The sequence below is a fragment of the Anaerococcus sp. Marseille-P3915 genome, from assembly GCF_900258475.1.
Taxonomy (GTDB): Bacteria; Bacillota; Clostridia; order Tissierellales; family Peptoniphilaceae; genus Anaerococcus; species Anaerococcus kampingae.
This window is the reverse complement of sequence record NZ_LT984888.1, coordinates 371164-388334: the sequence shown is the minus strand read 5'-3', so window position 1 is coordinate 388334 and position 17171 is coordinate 371164. Positions and strand designations below refer to the sequence as shown.

15 protein-coding genes are annotated in these 17171 nt (G+C 34.1%); all 15 read right to left on the bottom strand.

The genetic code is table 11. From position 1 onward, the window contains the following. Nucleotides 1-36 precede the first annotated feature (36 nt). The 15 genes from C8269_RS09370 to C8269_RS09300 all read right to left on the bottom strand — a co-directional run bounded on the left by C8269_RS09370 (nt 37) and on the right by C8269_RS09300 (nt 17094). Entirely contained in the window at nt 37-675 is a 639-nt protein-coding gene (locus C8269_RS09370; protein WP_106461453.1) for a CpXC domain-containing protein, read from the bottom strand. A gap of 55 nt (nt 676-730) precedes the next feature. Next, a complete protein-coding gene (locus C8269_RS09365; RefSeq protein WP_106461452.1) occupies nt 731-1276 on the bottom strand; it encodes an ECF transporter S component in 546 nt (181 codons plus the stop codon). A gap of 113 nt (nt 1277-1389) precedes the next feature. Beyond that, nucleotides 1390-1875, bottom strand: a complete 486-nt coding sequence (locus C8269_RS09360; protein ID WP_106461451.1) for an FUSC family protein — start codon at nt 1873-1875, stop codon at nt 1390-1392. Continuing rightward, nucleotides 1866-2660, bottom strand: coding sequence for a nucleoside hydrolase (locus C8269_RS09355; protein WP_106461450.1), 795 nt, complete (start codon nt 2658-2660; stop codon nt 1866-1868). The genes C8269_RS09360 and C8269_RS09355 overlap by 10 nt, the downstream gene beginning before the upstream one ends. Nucleotides 2661-2721: 61 nt before the next feature. Continuing rightward, complete coding sequence (locus tag C8269_RS09350; RefSeq protein WP_106461449.1) at nt 2722-4374, bottom strand: hypothetical protein; 1653 nt, start codon at nt 4372-4374, stop codon at nt 2722-2724. Next, nucleotides 4355-5089 carry an ABC transporter ATP-binding protein gene (locus C8269_RS09345; RefSeq protein ID WP_106461448.1) on the bottom strand — a complete coding sequence of 245 codons (735 nt, stop codon included), beginning with the start codon at nt 5087-5089 and terminating at the stop codon, nt 4355-4357. The genes C8269_RS09350 and C8269_RS09345 overlap by 20 nt, the downstream gene beginning before the upstream one ends. Before the next feature lie 131 nt (nt 5090-5220). Next, a complete protein-coding gene (locus C8269_RS09340) occupies nt 5221-6261 on the bottom strand; it encodes a sigma-70 family RNA polymerase sigma factor (RefSeq protein ID WP_399525091.1) in 1041 nt (346 codons plus the stop codon). Between the two features lie 7 nt (nt 6262-6268). Then, the gene (locus C8269_RS09335; protein WP_106461447.1) at nt 6269-6808 is read right to left on the bottom strand and encodes an NYN domain-containing protein; all 540 of its coding nucleotides are present in this window, start codon (nt 6806-6808) and stop codon (nt 6269-6271) included. Beyond that, nucleotides 6795-7499 (bottom strand): 23S rRNA (guanosine(2251)-2'-O)-methyltransferase RlmB, encoded by a 705-nt coding sequence (gene rlmB / locus C8269_RS09330; RefSeq protein WP_106461446.1) that lies wholly within the window; start codon nt 7497-7499, stop codon nt 6795-6797. Before rlmB ends, C8269_RS09335 begins: the two co-directional genes overlap by 14 nt. Next, nucleotides 7499-8917 (bottom strand): cysteine--tRNA ligase, encoded by a 1419-nt coding sequence (gene cysS / locus C8269_RS09325; RefSeq protein WP_106461445.1) that lies wholly within the window; start codon nt 8915-8917, stop codon nt 7499-7501. Before cysS ends, rlmB begins: the two co-directional genes overlap by 1 nt. Further along, the gene (gltX, locus tag C8269_RS09320; RefSeq protein WP_106461444.1) at nt 8917-10398 is read right to left on the bottom strand and encodes a glutamate--tRNA ligase; all 1482 of its coding nucleotides are present in this window, start codon (nt 10396-10398) and stop codon (nt 8917-8919) included. Before gltX ends, cysS begins: the two co-directional genes overlap by 1 nt. A gap of 924 nt (nt 10399-11322) precedes the next feature. After that, on the bottom strand, nt 11323-12657 hold the full coding sequence (locus C8269_RS09315) for a hypothetical protein (RefSeq protein ID WP_106461443.1): 1335 nt from the start codon (nt 12655-12657) through the stop codon (nt 11323-11325). Between the two features lie 62 nt (nt 12658-12719). After that, a complete protein-coding gene (locus C8269_RS09310; protein WP_106461442.1) occupies nt 12720-13874 on the bottom strand; it encodes a hypothetical protein in 1155 nt (384 codons plus the stop codon). A 1106-nt stretch (nt 13875-14980) separates the two neighbouring features. Beyond that, complete coding sequence (locus tag C8269_RS09305) at nt 14981-16243, bottom strand: hypothetical protein (RefSeq protein ID WP_106461441.1); 1263 nt, start codon at nt 16241-16243, stop codon at nt 14981-14983. 197 nt (nt 16244-16440) lie between these two features. Beyond that, nucleotides 16441-17094: a DUF6710 family protein gene (locus C8269_RS09300; RefSeq protein WP_442778141.1), complete on the bottom strand. Its 654-nt coding sequence runs from the start codon at nt 17092-17094 to the stop codon at nt 16441-16443. Nucleotides 17095-17171 lie beyond the last annotated feature (77 nt).

The window sequence follows — 17171 nt, the reverse complement described above, 5'->3', positions numbered from 1 at the left end:
TCAAATAGCCAAGTCTTTTTAAATGATTAAAATATTTTATTTAGCCCTTAAAAATTCCTCTGCCCAGGACCTATCTATCAAATGATTTAGGTCTTTTTTGATGATTTCCCCGTAATTATTTACGATTGTATCATATAGGGTTTGTGAAAAATCCAGGCTTGCCCCTACATTGAGGGCTGTTTCTAGGTAGAATTTATTGTCTGCCCCATAGTAGAAGCTTTTGATCTGTTCTACCTTATAGGCAAAGTCATCGGAATGGACTAGGAAATATTTCATAAGTTCAATTACCCTATCATCAAGGCCTTTTTCGAAGATTAAAATCTTCTCCTTGAGGGATGGATAGTCATAAGTTATTCTTAGCCTGTGCTTATAAAGCTCGTTTTTCCTATCTAGGCCAATTAGGCCAAGGGATGTGGAAAAGGCTAGCCTTGCCTTCTTGTCGATGAAGTCTGGGTCATTTATAATCATAAAAGACTTTGACTCATCTGTATAGGCAAAGCGGTAGTTTAGGATAAAGGCCCTGCCACATTCTGGACAAGTCATTTCCCCAAATTTCCCCTCTAAAATCTCATTTCTTTCTGGCTTATCAGCAAAAATTGCTGTTGGCAAGTCTTTTTCAAAGTTTACCCCACACTTGGGACAAGCTATTTCAAATCTTTTCTCTCTTCTTTGCATGTCTAATCTCCTTATCTTGGGCTACTTATTATTAATATTTACCCAATTTGGGAGACTAGTCGTCAAATTTTACAGCTTTTAGGAGAGGAATAGCCAATATTGATGCTATGATTATTGAAATAACCGCATTTGTAAGTGATACTCCTGCCTTTTGGATTACTTCTGCCATAGTCGCTTCTAGGGTTAGACCAAGGATAAATTTATTTTTAATAAAGGTCTTACCTAGGTATAAAACCACATAGGTGATTTGGCCTAAAATTGATCCGATAACAATTTTTGGTTTATCTACAAGTTCTTTCCTATTTTTGTAAATCATGCCTGCTACAAAGGCCATGGCAAATTTAGTGATAAAGGTAACTGGAGCTGATGTGAAGTAAACTGGGTCAAATAAGTCAAATAAAGCTGAGCCCACACCTGCTGCAAGTCCACCATTGACAGGTCCTAAAAGAAGTCCTGCTAAAAGGCAAAATACATTTCCCAAATGAAACCTAGTTTGTCCAAGTGGAGTTACTATTGGAATTTGGAAAAACCTTGAAAATATGTACACTAGAGCTGTAAATAAACCCATGTATACGAGTTTCTGAGTAGTAAGTTTTTTCATAATAATCCTTTCTTTTCTATGCAATATTCTATCCCCCCTACTATACCACATTTTAGTAATTTGTTAAAATAAATATAAAAAAGAAGCTAAATTTAGCTCTTAAAAGTCTGAAATTACGATTCTTTAATCTTAAAATCTATATAATTTACGAAAAATGCCACAAGTACTCCGATTAGGGTGTCGATTATCCTGTTGATGGCGAAATTAAAAGGCACAAGGTCGCCTGCGTGGTTGATGGTAACTGACAAAAATACAATGCCAGCTATGGATACGGCATCCTTTTTATTTATATTTGCCATAACCCATATTACCACTGTCACAAGGATTGCCGTTATAATCAGCCTTAAAAGATCAGGAATTGACCCAGCTGGGAAAATCAAAAGGTAGAAAAGGCCCACAAAGCCTCCAAAGATTGTCCCGATTATCCTACCCAGGCCCTTGTGGTAGGTTTGGTGGACATTTTGCTGCATACATATGATAGCAGCAATTGCCGAATAAAAGGCAAGGCCCTCGCCAGGCCTAAAATGGGATATGATCATGGAAATAAGGACTGCTATACCCGTTTTTCTAATCCTTGGCCCTGGCATCCTTAATTGCATAGGACTCCTCTTAGGTAGTCATAAAAGCTTTCTTCGTTCACCTTATTTACCAGATAGGCCTTTGGTCTTTGTGATGAATGGTCGATTGACTTTTCATCAAAATTAACCTTAAGACCTGCCGCATCAAAGATGAAGGCCTCTGGCCTTTGGGATAGGTAGAGAAGGAGGGCCCCAGCAAGAGCCTCTTTATCATAATTTTCCAAAATCCTTGCTAGATTAGAGTCAGAGTTTTTAATTTTTTCCAAATCTTCATCATCAAGGGTGAATTTTTTTGCAAATTTCTCATCTATGGCAAATATTTCTATGCCTGATCCTAAGATAAAATCAAGGTCTTCAAGGTCTTCCTTAGCCATTTTTTTAGCATCTGGCAAGATTAAAAATATGTGGTCGATAAAATCTATCAGATCTTCAAATTCTCTTAGACCCTTGGCAATGTTTCCTAGGTCCCCACTTGCGATTATATCTAATCTTCCGCAGTCGCTTGCTATGTCGTAGAGATTTTCAAAAGCATCCATCTCTTCTAGATAATCGCCACTTGCCTTAAAAATTTCATCATCAAAGGCAGATTCCTTATCATTGAAATTTTTTGCAACACTTAAAAATAAATCTTCCTTATTAATAAGGCCCAAAATATTTTCACCAGCTGCCCTACTTGACATATAAGACCTATTTGCTGAAAGTCCCACAAGCTCAAAATCATAAGAGTCTAGGGCCATTTTTATAAAAAGCCCATCTGCCGGGCTAAAATTTGTATCTATATAAATAAAGGGTTTTTGATATTCCATAATTCTTCCTTTCTGCTTACTTACTATACTAAAAAACCCGACTTTTTAAAGTCGGGAAATTTTATACGTCCATAAAGCCTTTCTTGTATTTTTTAAGGCAAGCCATATAGATTAGGCCAACAATTATAACTAGGACAAGGATAATAAGGCCAACTGCAATAGCCATAGATCCTGTAAGACCATCTATTAGGAAAAATCCTCCAACAAGAAGGCCTGTAACAAGCAAGGACCCTAGGTAGAAAATTATTGACTTCAAAGGATTTGCCTGTTGAACTTCTTGAGGCTTCTTCCAATTGGTATTGACCACAAAGGTCCCAAAGTAAAGACTAATCATAGTCGCAAAGCCTCCTCCTATGCTTAGGCCAAGGAAGAATAAAAGGCTATTAATAAGACCAAGGCTTAGAATTAAGCCATAGGCTATGGCAAGTATTAGGTTAAAAATACTTATAACCACATAGCTTGAAGTAAACCTAGCCAAGAGATGGCTCTTAGGGTCTATCGGTAGGGTCTGGATAAGGTAAAAGCTCTTGCCCTCCCTAGAAAGGGAAGTGGTCGCTGGATTGCCATTAGTCCAAATAAGAAGACTTAGGGCAAAGGCTGCCGCAAAGCATATAAGAGATGTCATTGAGCTTTGGATTAAAGTAGGGTCCAAATCCTCAATAAGATTCCTACCTGTAGTAAAGCCCATAACCGAAAAGATTATTACCATAGATATAGGGCCTGCCACGAAGACTATATTTGAAAATAAGGTCTTAATATCCTTAAGGAAAATATCCTTAAATTGGCTGGATGTTTTGATTTCAACATCCTTGGCCTTGACCTTCTTTTTCTTATCCATATCTATGTGGTCATCAAAGACCGCATCAAAATAATACTTATCTCCAAGCTTGTATACTAAAAATAATACTAGAGCCGCAAGAGCCAAGAGTAATAAGCTAAAGCCCAGTCTCTGTATTATTGGTCCGGTAAGGCTCATGCCAAAAATCTTAGCATTAAAGAAGACATTTGACACATTTCCAAGCATTGATGTGACATTATCTACATCTATATTAAACTTCGGTCCACTAGATGATGATGATGATGAGAAGGAGAAATAATAAATCACTCCCATGACCCCAAACATCAAAAGATATCCCAGGGTCTTAAAAAGCTTGGCATGCCTATTGACATTGGTAAATTTCTTAATCAGTAAAATCATCAGGCAAATAAGCCCATAAGGTATAGCAATCATTGGAAGGAGGGTGATAAGGCCCAAAATCAAAGTCATTGGGTCAAAACCAGCCTCGCCAAAATATATATATAGGCCAATGGCAAAAAATAGGAAAAAGTCAAAAAATGAGCTTATCCCGCCGATTACCTTGCCCAAGAAAAGCTCGCCCTGGCTTAGGGGTAGGGTCTGGTAATTGGAAATATCTGCCTTGGTGAAATATTTTGAGAGGATATCAGGCACATAAAATATGAAGATCATCATGGTGATTGCTATGGCAAAATTTACAAAATACATGTGATTTTGACCAGTTCCCACATAAATCATGGCGCTTGCCTTAAAGACCCCTATAAATATGGCCCCCAAAAATACATAGGTCCAGATAAATAGGATTATTCTCATCAAGTAGTTTTTAGGCACATTTGCAACTTGCTTTGATGGCCTATAGGGGAAGAAACTTTCCCTTAAAGCATAGGCTGCTATAGTTTTAATATTCTTGCTTTTCATCTGTAAGCTCCAAGAAAATTGATTCAAGAGACCCATCGTTGTTGGCTATATGCTTAATCTCATCAAGAGTTCCGATAGCGATAAGCTTGCCCTTAGAAATAATGCCAATCCTATCGCATAATTCCTGGGCCACTTCCATAACGTGGGTTGAAAACATGACACACTTGCCAGCTGCCGCCCTATCCCTAAGGATTTTCTTAAGATTAAAGGCAGACTTAGCATCAAGGCCAACCATTGGCTCGTCAAGGATTAAAACCTGTGGGTCGTGGATAAGGGCACCGATTATGGCAAGCCTTTGGGCCATACCATGAGAATAGGTTGAAATAGGGTCCTTCATGGCCTCTCTTATATCAAAATAATCCAAATAATGATCAAGCCTTTCCTTCCTAGTTTCAGTATCCACCCCATAGATATCTGCTATGAAATTTATATATTCGTTTCCTGAATAATTTTCGAATAATTCTGGATTGTCAGGCACATAGGAAAACTGGCTCTTGTAGGCTATAGGGTCATCCTCGATACGGAGGCCATTTATAAAAATCTCCCCCTTAGTCTTAGAATTTATCCCTACAATAGACTTGATGGTAGTAGACTTACCAGCCCCATTAGGACCAAGAAATCCAAAGATTTCACCATCTTTCGCCTCAAAGGAGATGTCATCCACAGCCTTTTTTCCTATCTTATATTCCTTAGTAAAATTTTCAACTTTAATCATAAAAATCCTTTCTAATCTCTAAGAATCGTTTTTATCATTTTACCTCAATACATCAAAAATATACAATAATTATAAAAAATTTATTTAAAAAAATACCCCTAGGATCTAAAATCCTAAGAGTATTGTAATTTTTATCCAACCAAATCAGAATAATCTTTTAGCTTGCCTAGGGCTTGGTTTTCTATCTGACGGATTCTTTCTCTGGAGAGGTCGTAGATAGAACCTATTTGCTCTAGGGTTTTTGGTTTTTCGTTGTCTAGGCCATACCTGTAGATTATGATTTGCTTTTCCCTATCTGTTAGTTGGTCTAGGGCTTGCATTAGGAAGTTTTCCATGTCTTTTTCTAAGATTAGCATATCTACTGGGGTCGATTCATCTCCTACCATGTCCATTAGCTCATCTCCTGTGGAGTCTTCGCTGTCTAGGTTGATATTTAAGGAGGTGGAGTTGACTTGGTTTCTATTTATTAGGAAAAGGTCATCGGCTTGTTTTTTGTTGATGCCTTCGTTTTCTAATATCCTGTAGAGTTCCTCATCGCTTGCCTCTGGGTTGGCCTTTAAGATTTGTTTAAGCTTGTTTAGCTTTAAGTATTTGCCTGCTGGAATCCTGATGGTGTGGCCTTCTTTATTTATGGCCTTTCTAATGGCTTTATCTATCCACTTGTAGGCATAGGTTGTAAATTTGTAGCCTAGGCTTAGGTCAAATTTCTCCGCTGCCCTTATCATGCCGAGCATGCCTGATTGGACGAGGTCTTCTAGGTCTAGGTCATTGCCGTGGGACCTAAAGAAATAGGACGCACGACTCCTTACTAGGCCCTGGTTTTTTTCGACTAGGGCTGCTAGGGCGTTTTGGTTGCCAAGTTGGAATTGCTCTACTATCTCTTCGTTGTTTAGGTCTGATAGCTTCATCATATCCTTGCGCTTGATTGGGGCAAGGGAGGTGTTGACTCCTTTTTTGGCTGATCCTATTAGGTCATCATCGTCATCATCATCGTCAAAATCTTCGTCATCTTCTGCGATTATTTCTAGGATTTCTTCTTTTTGGTCTTCTGTTAGAGATTCTATGACTTTTAGCAAGTCTTCATCGGTCATATCCGGATTGTCCAGATAATCTTTAAGCTTTTCTAAAGTTTCCTTATCTTCTAAATTTATTTTATCCATATTATCACCCATTTTGAATTTATTTATCTTTATCCTCATCTTCTAGCTTGATTTTAAGCTGGTCAAGTTTGGCTGCAAGAGATTTTGATATAGGATAAGACCTGTAGTTGTGACTGAAATTTGCCTTTTGGCTTTTTTTAATCTTTCTCCTTAAGCCTAAGAGGTCTCCCCTTAGCTCTAGGGCTGTCATCCTGCTTGCTCCCTTGCCTAGGGCCATATTTTGCACTGCCCCATCATCTGTTACGACCTTGACATTGTGGCGACGGCCTACTCTTGCAAGCTCTGCTTCGATATAGGTATCTGCCGTTTGAAACCTCTTTGTATAGACAATTTTCATCTTATACTTTGTTTCTATGGTTTCTTTAAGTCTATCAAGATTATAGGCATCAAAGACTATCACCATCTCTTCCGCCCTCAAAACGCTATATTCAGCCATTTCTTCTATGAGCATATCCCTTGCGGCTGCAAGGTTTGTTTTTGATAAGTCCTTTAAGTCCGGCCATTTGTTTATGACATTGTAGCCATCAACATAGGTTATGTTTTTTTTAGTCAAAGCCATTTTGTCTTAGGACCTCATACATGGCTATAGCTGAGGCAACAGATGCATTAAAGCTATTTACAAAACCCTTCATCGGTATATTAATTAGTATATCACATTTCTCTCTTACAAGTCTAGAGATACCCTTACCTTCATTGCCTACTACTAGGGCTATTTTGCCCTTAAGGTCGGTTTTATCTATCTCTTGGCTTCCTTCGCCTGCTAGGCCATAGACCCAAAATCCCTCTTTTTGGATTTCTTCTATGGTTCGAGAAATATTTTTTACCCTAATTATATTGATGTTATTTATTGCCCCAGCACTTGTCTTATAGACTATTGGACTTACCTCAGCTGACCTTCTTTCAGGTATTATTACCCCATCAAAGCCGAAGGCTTCGGCACTTCTTACTATAGCTCCTAGGTTATGAGGATCTTCTATTTGATCTAGGATTATTAGCCTCTTGTAAGTATCGATGTCAGCTAGGTCCTTGTATTTAAAACTTTCCACATCAAGGGCGACCCCTTGGTGGTTCATATCTATTTTATCAAAAAAACTCTTATCTACAAAATCTATTTCAATATTTTTTGCCCTTAGCTTTTTTATAAGCTTGTCAATTATCTTGGAATTTTGCCTTAGGATGTAGGCCCTATAGATTTCAATATCTGAATCTAGGGTGTCTAGGACTGGTTTTCTGCCATATATTCTATCCATTAGCTTATCTCCCACTTGACCCCATCACGGGTATCTTTTAGGCTTATGCCCATTTCTAAAAGTTCATCCCTGATGGCATCTGCCTTTGCAAAGTCCTTGGCCTTTTTGGCAGCAGCTCTTTCTTCAATTTTTGCTAAGATAAAGTCTTCGTCTATATCTAGGCTCTTTTTCTTGGCCACAAGCCCTAGGACATCGTAGAGACTGTCATAAAGAGCCTTAGTTTTTTCTATAAAGGCCTTTGAAGAAGCAGAGCTTATATTGGTATTTATAAATTTGGCTAGATCAAATAAGACTGTAATGGCATCTGCTGTATTTAGGTCATCTTCCATGACTCTTATAAAGTTAGCCTCTGCCGCATCTAGATTTGCTAGAAGTTTTTCTTCATTATCATCCATAGGCCTATCGCTTGCCCTTGCTAGGTCTTCTTCAAGCTTAAAGGCTGCGTTATTTAGTCTGTTTAGGGAATTTTGAGCTTGTTCAATTATTTCCCTGGTAAAATTAATTGGCTGCCTATATGATGTGGTCAAAAGCCAAAATCTGATGGTCATTAGGTCGTATTCCTTCTTGATATCATCAAGAGTAAAGAAATTGCCTAAAGACTTACTCATCTTTGTCCCATTGACCTGGATCATGCCGTTGTGCATCCAATAATTGGCAAATTTGACTTCGTTTAGGGCTTCAGATTGGGCTATTTCATTTTCGTGGTGAGGAAATTCCAAATCTTCCCCGCCTGCGTGTATATCAATGGTTTCGCCCAAGATTTTCTTGTTCATGGCTGAACATTCTATGTGCCAGCCAGGTCTGCCAGCTCCCCAAGGAGAATCCCAAGCCACTTCGCCATCAATTTTTGTCTTTTTCCAAAGGGTGAAATCTGCTGGGTTTTTCTTGCGGCCTACATCATCATTATCAAGCCTATTGCTGGCCCCGTGCATGAGGTCGTCAAGATTTCTTCTTGATAATTTGCCATAATCAGCTTTTTTGCTTACATCAAAGTAAACATCCCCATCTGATTCGTATGCCACACCTTTCTTAACAAGGCCATCTATGAAGGCGATTATATCATCCATAACCTCGGTTGCCCTTGGATGGATGGTGTCTTCTTCATCAAGGTTTAGGTCCTTGGCATCTGCCATATATTGGTCTATATAGCGGTCTGTGACTTCTTTTGTAGTGATGCCTTCTTCGATTGATTTTTTGATTATCTTATCATCGACATCGGTGAAGTTTACCACATATTTTACATCATAACCCCTAAATTTTGCGAAACGTCTGAAGGTATCAAAGACAACTAGGGGTCTGGCATTGCCTATGTGCATGTAATCATAGACTGTAGGTCCGCAGACATACATCTTGATCTTGCTTTCTTCTATTGGTTTAAATACTTCTTTTTGTCTACTAAGAGTATTATAAATTTTCATTAAAAATTATCCCTTACAAATTCTAGCCTTTCCTTAACTAGGTCCTTGCCCATGATTAGGAAGGCATTTGATAGGTCTGGGCCGTGGACAGAACCTGTTACAGCTGCCCTTACTGGGAACCATAGGTTCTTGCCCTTGATGCCTGTTTCCTTTTGGATAGTCTTCATAATTGATTTAGCAAAGTCTGGGTCAATTTCCTTAACTTCTGCAAGATGGTCTAAGAATGCCTTAAATAGGATTCTGGCATCATCTGTAGAAATAGCTTCTTTTGCATCATCATCATAGTCGATATCAGCACTCTTTATATAGTAGTTTTTAACAAGTTCTGCTGCATCAGAGAACTTATCAATAGCTGATTGCCATGTTTCTGCAAGTAAAACTAATTTGTCATGGTCATAAGACTCATCAATTAGACCAGCCTTAATTAGGTATGGCTTGATATCTTCTGCAAGCTCTTCTGGGCTTAGGTCCCTAACATAGTGGCCATTGACCCAGTCAAGTTTCTTCTTATCAAAGACAGCACCAGTCTTATTTACCCTATCAAAGTCAAATTGCTTAGCTAATTGATCAAGAGTAAAGATTTCTTCTTCACTATCAGGTGACCAACCAAGTAATGATAGGAAGTTGATAAGACCTTCTGGTGTGTAGCCTTCTTCGATAAAGTCCTCAACCATGCCATCGCCATTTCTCTTAGAATATTTCTTGTGGTCCTTATTTAAAACGGTAGGTAGATGGATATATTCTGGAGCCTCCCAACCAAAAGCTTCGTATAAATAAACATGCTTTGGTGTAGAAGAAATCCACTCATCACCACGAACGACATGGGTAATGCCCATCAAATGGTCATCCACAACTACAGCAAAGTGATAAGTTGGGAAACCATCTCTCTTAATAAGAACTTGGTCATCTTGGTCATCAGTATTAAAGGTAATCTTGCCCTTAATTCTGTCATTAAAGGAAATATCATAGTCCTTTGGTAATTTTAGTCTAACAGTGTGCTCTTCCCCATTAGCAACCCTTTGTTTGGCTTCTTCAAGAGGAATAGAACGGCAAAGACCATCGTATTTTGGTGTAAGTCCATCAGCTCTCATTTGATCACGAACCTTATCCACTCTTTCTTGAGAGCAGAAGCAATAATAAGCCTTGCCTTCATCGATTAATTGGTCGATATATTTGTCATAAATGCCAGCCTTAACCCTTTCAGATTGGATATATGGACCAAAGTCACCCTTTTCGGTAACATTTCCATTTTCATCAAGCATAACACCTTCATCAATCTCAACACCAGACCATTTAAGGGCCTTAAGAAGATTTTCAAGGGCACCTTCCACAAAACGTGTCCTATCAGTATCCTCAATTCTTAAAATCATCTTTCCGCCAGTGTGTCTAGCATATAGGTAGTTAAAAAGGGCTGTCCTAAGACCACCAATGTGTAGATATCCTGTTGGAGAAGGTGCAAATCTAACTCTAACGTCACTCATCATAATCTCCTTTATAATCTTTCTTTAAATCAATTCTTACTTCTATTATAATATAAAACTTAAAATTAATAAATAAGTAAACAAAGGGAAGCAACTCCCACTTCCCTTCAATACCTTAACTTATCTAATTATATCATTTTTTTACAACTAAAGCAAGCATTAATGGGCTTAACGGTAAATATTTGCAAAGGAATTCTAATAGCAAAACTTAATATTCATAATCCATATCTAAAAAGATAAAAAAGACGAGCCACAAGCTCTAGAAAACTTTGCCATAGCCACGTTTCCATGCTTGCCCCAAATTACGAAGTAATTTGATGGTAAGCTAAATTTGCCCTAGCGGCCAAGAGCGTGCAGTAGCTGAAACTCCACCAAGATCTTGGAGGATTTATTATTTCTGTCCATACAAAAAAATATATAGACATTGATAATACTTACAGCATAACACTCCCTTCTCGAATAAACGTGAGGATAGCCTGTCGGCTCAAAGAGACCAAGCCCGTCGGCTCTAGGAGACATGCCTAACAGGGTAGCAAGAAGTCAACAACAAACCAAGAACACCAATCCATAAATATTCAAAAAGGATAATAAAGGAAGCTTAAAAAGCTTCCAACTCCACCTCCCTTCTCGAACGTAGTGAGAGAACTCATGGTTCTGTCTATAAAGGGTTCTGTATCTACACCGGCATTAGCTAGCTTTCTACAAAAATTATATAAGCCAATCCCCAGATGCCTTTAAACTTTGGTCATCGCTATATCTATTTATAAAGATTATTATTATCAATTGGTGTGGACTGGCTAAAACTTATTTAAATACCTTAAATTAATGTGAATTAGGCATATAAAAAGAGGAACCCCCCCTCTTTTCACTATAGCTCAGTCCTCGTACTTGCGACTAAGGTTTTTATTTTCTTTTCAAATTTACTTAATCTTTAGCAACTCGGTATTTTTTTATTGCATCTTTTAGTGTTTCATTATCGCTATGACTTACACATGATTCAAAATCTTTAATCTTAACTTTAACTTTTACATCAACATCTTTTCCCCTAAAGTATAAATTATCCAACAAATATTCGATATATGCTCCTAGATCTTTTTTTGAAATACATTCATGCTTCCTCAAATCACTCAAAATATCGAAGATCCTATAAATATCAGTTGCATAATATGAATTTTTGATAAATAAATCATCTGAAAAAGAAATTCCGATAATCTGTACTATTTCACTTATTACTTTATTGCTAGTTTTATTTTTTTTATTATTCCATTCAATATCAGTCCTTTTTTTAAAACTATTGTCAAATGCAACACTATTACCGCACATTTTGTAAATATAGTTTATAGAATTTAAGTCATTCATAGCAATTTCCATAACTGCAGAAGGACAAATACAGACATTAGGAATCCAAATATATTTCTGCCATTTAGAAATATAGTAATCACTGATTAATTTTATTATTTTATCATCAGTTTTATTTCCATTTATCAAATCTTGAATAATACTTTTTTCATAATAGTAAGCTGAACGTATAAATACACCGAATTCATCTTTATCATTAGAAACTGATTTTCCTATATTAAATATATCTTTCGTGAATACCTGCATAATAACATTAAGATCTATCTCACTAATAGTGTTTCTTTTCTCAAAAATCGATTTAAATTTATCTCCATAGATAATTGAAATATGTTCTTCAATTTCTTTTTTATTTTTATAATTCCCAAAGATATCAACATTCAATTTGTATCCATCATAGAAAATTTTTCTAGTAACTTTTAATATAGAATATAAAATAAAAATAAGATATACTCCGCTTAACGATAATAAAGAACACCATGCTGACATTAAAAATTTATTTATTGATCTAATAAAATCAAATAAATATTTTAAAAAACATATATTATATGTAAATCTTGTCAAAATTAATAGGCTAGGAATTATTAGCATAATAGAAAGTAACATTTCAAGACGCGTGTTTTTAGATATTTTAAAAATACTATTTTCATACAAATCATAGTATCTAATATTATATCCCAAATAATAATTTGTCTTGTCAGTCAAGTCTACAGATTTATCTTTGAAAAAATCATTAACAAAAATCACAATAGTGAAAACCCCAACTGATATTCCTACCATTTTAGAATAACCCATTCTATATACCAACATGAAATTGTAACTATCCCTGAAAATTTGATAAAAGAGAAACCATAATATAAAATAAATAATATAACCAAAATATTTTTTAATAAAGTTAACCATTAGTTAAAATCAATCTCCTATTTTAAACCCTAGTGTATGAGATACTAACAAAATTAATTATTTCAAGAGAAATAGTTCTCTTCCATGTGATTAATCTCACCATTAAGATTTTTTCGTATTTTAAAGTAATCTACTCCTTCACCAGGCTTCTTATTAACACACCTATAGTTATTTAACATTGTTTCTAATTCATTTTGCACTCCACTATCTATATCTAGAATACTCTTATCCCTTTTATTTATTTCTATATCATTATATTCACCTATAATTTTTATTGGATTTATATTAATAATTTCCTGTAATCCCTTATCCTCAGTACCAATGTATTGAAAACTTAGTAATCCTTGTTTTAAATCACTAAAAAATATTTTTTCAAGTATTCTGATCTGAAAAATATCCCAAGCTGTATTTTCTATCCTCTTAAATGTGCCTTTTGAAATTGTTTCAACTTTTTCAAAAGCTCTTTTTACATTTATATCCTTCATAATATAAAGTACAAATAAATATAATTCTAATTCTGGGTAAACTCTCAAAACATTTAAGCTAAAATCTAAAAGTTCAATTATTTTATTTTTTATACTATCTTTTTTAACTCTCAATATGAATGATTTTGCTAAAAGACAAACAATCAAATTATATAAGATATTATCTTGATTATCTACTTCTAAATCATAGATATCTTTGGCCCATATATAGTACTTTTCAGATAAATACTCATTTTTTAAATTACAATATGTAACTTTGTCGATAGAATCATATTTTGCAAAAGACAACACATAATTCATCCATATTTCATTAGGAATTACATGCTCTGCTTTCTCATACAAAGTAGCAACCATACTAACATTATAGTTTTTCTCTTTTATATAATTAAAATATTCTAATAGTTTATCATTCTCATAATTTGATTTCACTAACTTCTTTAGATTAGACAAAATATTCATATCAAAATTGATTGTCTTGTTTGATTTTATTAGCTTATCTACCTTAGATTTATATCTGCTATCCAAATAGAAAACTTGATCATAATTAGTAAATCCAGTGATTGAATAGCCATTAATAACCATATTTTTATCTGGAGAAGGCTTTTGGAAACTTCCATAACCAGATATCATTATTCTACAATTAGATTTTTTATAAAAATATCCATCAAAAATCCTGCAAACATCATAAATATTTTCAGCTTCAAAAAGACTAGCTAATTTATCTTCTAACATGCTTCTAATCCTACAATCCTCTCATATTTATAAAATAAATTGAAATCAACTTTAATTACTTAAATCCTGATACTAAACGCTAACAAGAAATAGAGCTGTAATGCCAACTGAACCTACATCAAATATTTATATGGTATCAGCTATAATCTATTCTCTACTTTACCTTTTGTATTATTACTGTGTATATACCACATACGATAAAACAATATTTTATTAAATCATGCGGGTACAAAGTAAAGGTGCTTTTGACCCTTTGAGCTTTGTATTTGTTCTTATTGTACGTACTGACCAATAAGTTTTGTTATTTTGTTTTTACTTAAGCTTCAACAGCTTGAGATCTTTTGTATGTAACAATCCCGTCGGCTCGTGGAGACCAAGACCTGGTGGGATGAATACTAGTGAACCAATACCAGCTCTCCTGTGGGTCTTTGTCTTATATTTTATTTTTACTTATTCTTACTTTACCATGATTTGTGTTAATTCAATGTTTTGACTATTTATCTAATAAATCCCTACACTTTTGATCCTAAGTCTTTGATAAGTTTAAATCTATTTGTAAAGATTATTATCAATGGATGTGGACTAGCTATTAGTTATTTTAATATGCTATTTATATGTAAATAGTGGTAAGAAATAGAAATATCCCAACCTAGCCAATACCTAAACCACACGTACCCTTCTCGAACGAACGTGAGAGAACCCCATCCGCATGTTTATAAAGGGTTCTGTATCTACATCGGCATTAGCTATCTTCCTACAAAAACATATAACCCAATCCCCCAGATACTTTTAAACTTTTGTTATAGCTATATCTATTTATAAAGATTATTATTATCAATGGGTGTGGGCTGACTAAAACTTATGTAAATACCTTAAATTAATGTGAATTAGGTAAGTAAAAGAGGAGAATTTAACTCCTAATTTTCTTTATCACTCAATCCACCTAACGGTAACTAAGATTTTGGTTATCTTATAAAATCTATTAGGCTTGCTGTCTTTAATATTTCCTAATCTACGACTTTATAAAAAAGAATTATAAAATGTGAATAATTTGATTTTATTATTGGTGTTGCTTATTATTTCATAATATAAAGCCAACTATTCACCTATAATTCTTTAGCAGACCCAATAATAATCTCCTCAGCAATCACCTTAAGTAAAGGAATCTCCATATTCAAATCTTTTGAGTCTTTAAAAGGGCTATATATCCCTCTTTCTTTCACCCTAATATCATTAGACTTACTGTGTACTAGTGAATTTCTCGTTACGTATATTCTTTTTGACAAATGTTTAAAAATTTTTTTATTATTAACTTCTAAATCTACTTTCATTCCACCAGAAAATCCAACTTCACAATTTTTATAATATTGAACTAGTACTTCATCAATTTCGTTTAGTTTATCTACTATCCTTTCTATATTTATATATTTACCTAAGGTAATCTCTAAAGAATCCAATTCTGCTCCAACAATACTATCATCCTTCTTATTATAAATATTATCGACCACTTTCATGATATCTTTAGAATTTTTAGGAGAAAAATCTGGTCTCATTAGTATTTCTTTAGTAGTCTTTATTATATCTTCCTTATAAACCTCTTCAAAGAAATATTCCATTATGTGATAAAATCCAATAAACTGTATAAATGGATCTGAAGAAGACACAGCCATATGATACTGTTCTGTTAAATCTTTTTTATATAATAATTTGGGAGCTTCCAAATCTTTTGTTTTATTTGTTCTAAGTTTAAAACGATATCCTCTATGAAAAGAATCATCATCTGCATCTAATATTCTAAATGAAAAGCCGTAACTAAGACAAAGATTAAATAAAAAAGCGTCTACGTACTTAACAATCTTATCCCACCCAATTTTATTCTCATAAGTCACATAAATAGAATAAAAACTTCTAATAGACACTCTTAATAAATTAAATAATTTAAAGTCTTTATTATCCATATAACTTTTAAAGTTAGAGCTGATAAATCTTCTTAATTCATTAAGATTTTCTGATTTTAATAGATTTAAAATCATCAAATCTGAAATGCTCTGAAATTTATAATCTATTTTATTCCTCTTATCATACAGATTAAACTTCTTTGTACTAGCAGGAGAAATAACTCTAGGTGGAATTCGCCTCGATATTTTATCTGTTTGATCTACCATAACCTCATAATGTTTATCATTATAAATTGAATAATTTGAGCTATAGCACGAATCAAGTTGATTGACCATTTTTTCATACTCTGACCTTGTAAATGTGTACTCTTTTTTACCTACAAAATAGATTATTCTATCATCGTCAAACTCAAATGTGAAAAATCTACCCAATAAAAGTTTCACCTTTCTATTAAACTCATTCCATTTCATACGTACATCCTTTAATCCCAAAACAAATACTGCATAAATTAATACAATTCGTAAACTTCATATATAAAATTCTTTAATCTAATCCATCAACGTTAATTCTTCTATATAATAATATTATTAAAATAAAACAATAATATTTAGCGGTCCCTTAACAAAATCAAAAAATCCAACTATTTTAAATATAGTTACCAATTCACTTAAGCATATGGACTTTTAAAATCTTCTTCTAAGCGAACTCTACCAATTTCAAACAAAATACCAGCAAACATAATTTCCTCAGGTGTATATTTATCAATTAATTTAACTATCTTGTTATCATTATCCTTGAAATTAACTCCATCATACCTACATAAATCATATAATTTACTAAAATCAAATCTCTCTGTAAAAAAACTTTCACCTTTTCCTTGTGAGATTGCAGCGAATTGTGAATGTTTTCCATTGATGCACATTACAAAATTCATAGGATATAAGTAACTATTGATAATATTTAATGCCCCTTTTTCAGCCGACAAAACATTATCATCATTAATAATAAGAAAACTATCAAAAACACTTTTTATATTCCATGGATTTGTCCTAATCGGAATTTCATTAATAATAAATGATTTTTTGATTGTTACACAGTCTAACTCACAATTCATAGCTCTTGATAATGTTAAATAGACATTTAATAAGTTATATCTATTAAAAGAATCATATTTTCCAGAAATTGTTTCAAAAGCAACCTTATTATTTATATAATTGGCAATAATCGTAGTTGCTGTATTGCAATTTTCAATAACTGAACTATACTCATAACTCTTTTTTATATTATTAATTAAATTATCCATATCATCTGCGAAATTCACTTTTTTTCTAAATTTTGTGAGAAAATTGAACACCCTTTATCCTCCAGTATCTAGCAAAACATTTCAATTATTTAATT

Bases quoted from the DNA above. Each gene is read 5' to 3' on its own strand.
- rlmB (WP_106461446.1), bottom strand. From the start codon at position 7,499: ATGGATAGAATATATGGCAGAAAACCAGTCCTAGACACCCTAGATTCA.
- C8269_RS09370 (WP_106461453.1), bottom strand. From the start codon at position 675: ATGCAAAGAAGAGAGAAAAGATTTGAAATAGCTTGTCCCAAGTGTGGG.
- C8269_RS09360 (WP_106461451.1), bottom strand. From the start codon at position 1,875: ATGCAATTAAGGATGCCAGGGCCAAGGATTAGAAAAACGGGTATAGCA.
- C8269_RS09305 (WP_106461441.1), bottom strand. From the start codon at position 16,243: ATGAAATGGAATGAGTTTAATAGAAAGGTGAAACTTTTATTGGGTAGA.
- C8269_RS09310 (WP_106461442.1), bottom strand. From the start codon at position 13,874: ATGTTAGAAGATAAATTAGCTAGTCTTTTTGAAGCTGAAAATATTTAT.
- C8269_RS09350 (WP_106461449.1), bottom strand. From the start codon at position 4,374: ATGAAAAGCAAGAATATTAAAACTATAGCAGCCTATGCTTTAAGGGAA.
- C8269_RS09315 (WP_106461443.1), bottom strand. From the start codon at position 12,657: ATGGTTAACTTTATTAAAAAATATTTTGGTTATATTATTTATTTTATA.
- C8269_RS09365 (WP_106461452.1), bottom strand. From the start codon at position 1,276: ATGAAAAAACTTACTACTCAGAAACTCGTATACATGGGTTTATTTACA.
- gltX (WP_106461444.1), bottom strand. From the start codon at position 10,398: ATGAGTGACGTTAGAGTTAGATTTGCACCTTCTCCAACAGGATATCTA.
- C8269_RS09355 (WP_106461450.1), bottom strand. From the start codon at position 2,660: ATGGAATATCAAAAACCCTTTATTTATATAGATACAAATTTTAGCCCG.
- cysS (WP_106461445.1), bottom strand. From the start codon at position 8,917: ATGAAAATTTATAATACTCTTAGTAGACAAAAAGAAGTATTTAAACCA.
- C8269_RS09345 (WP_106461448.1), bottom strand. From the start codon at position 5,089: ATGATTAAAGTTGAAAATTTTACTAAGGAATATAAGATAGGAAAAAAG.
- C8269_RS09335 (WP_106461447.1), bottom strand. From the start codon at position 6,808: ATGGCTTTGACTAAAAAAAACATAACCTATGTTGATGGCTACAATGTC.
- C8269_RS09340 (WP_399525091.1), bottom strand. From the start codon at position 6,261: ATGGGTGATAATATGGATAAAATAAATTTAGAAGATAAGGAAACTTTA.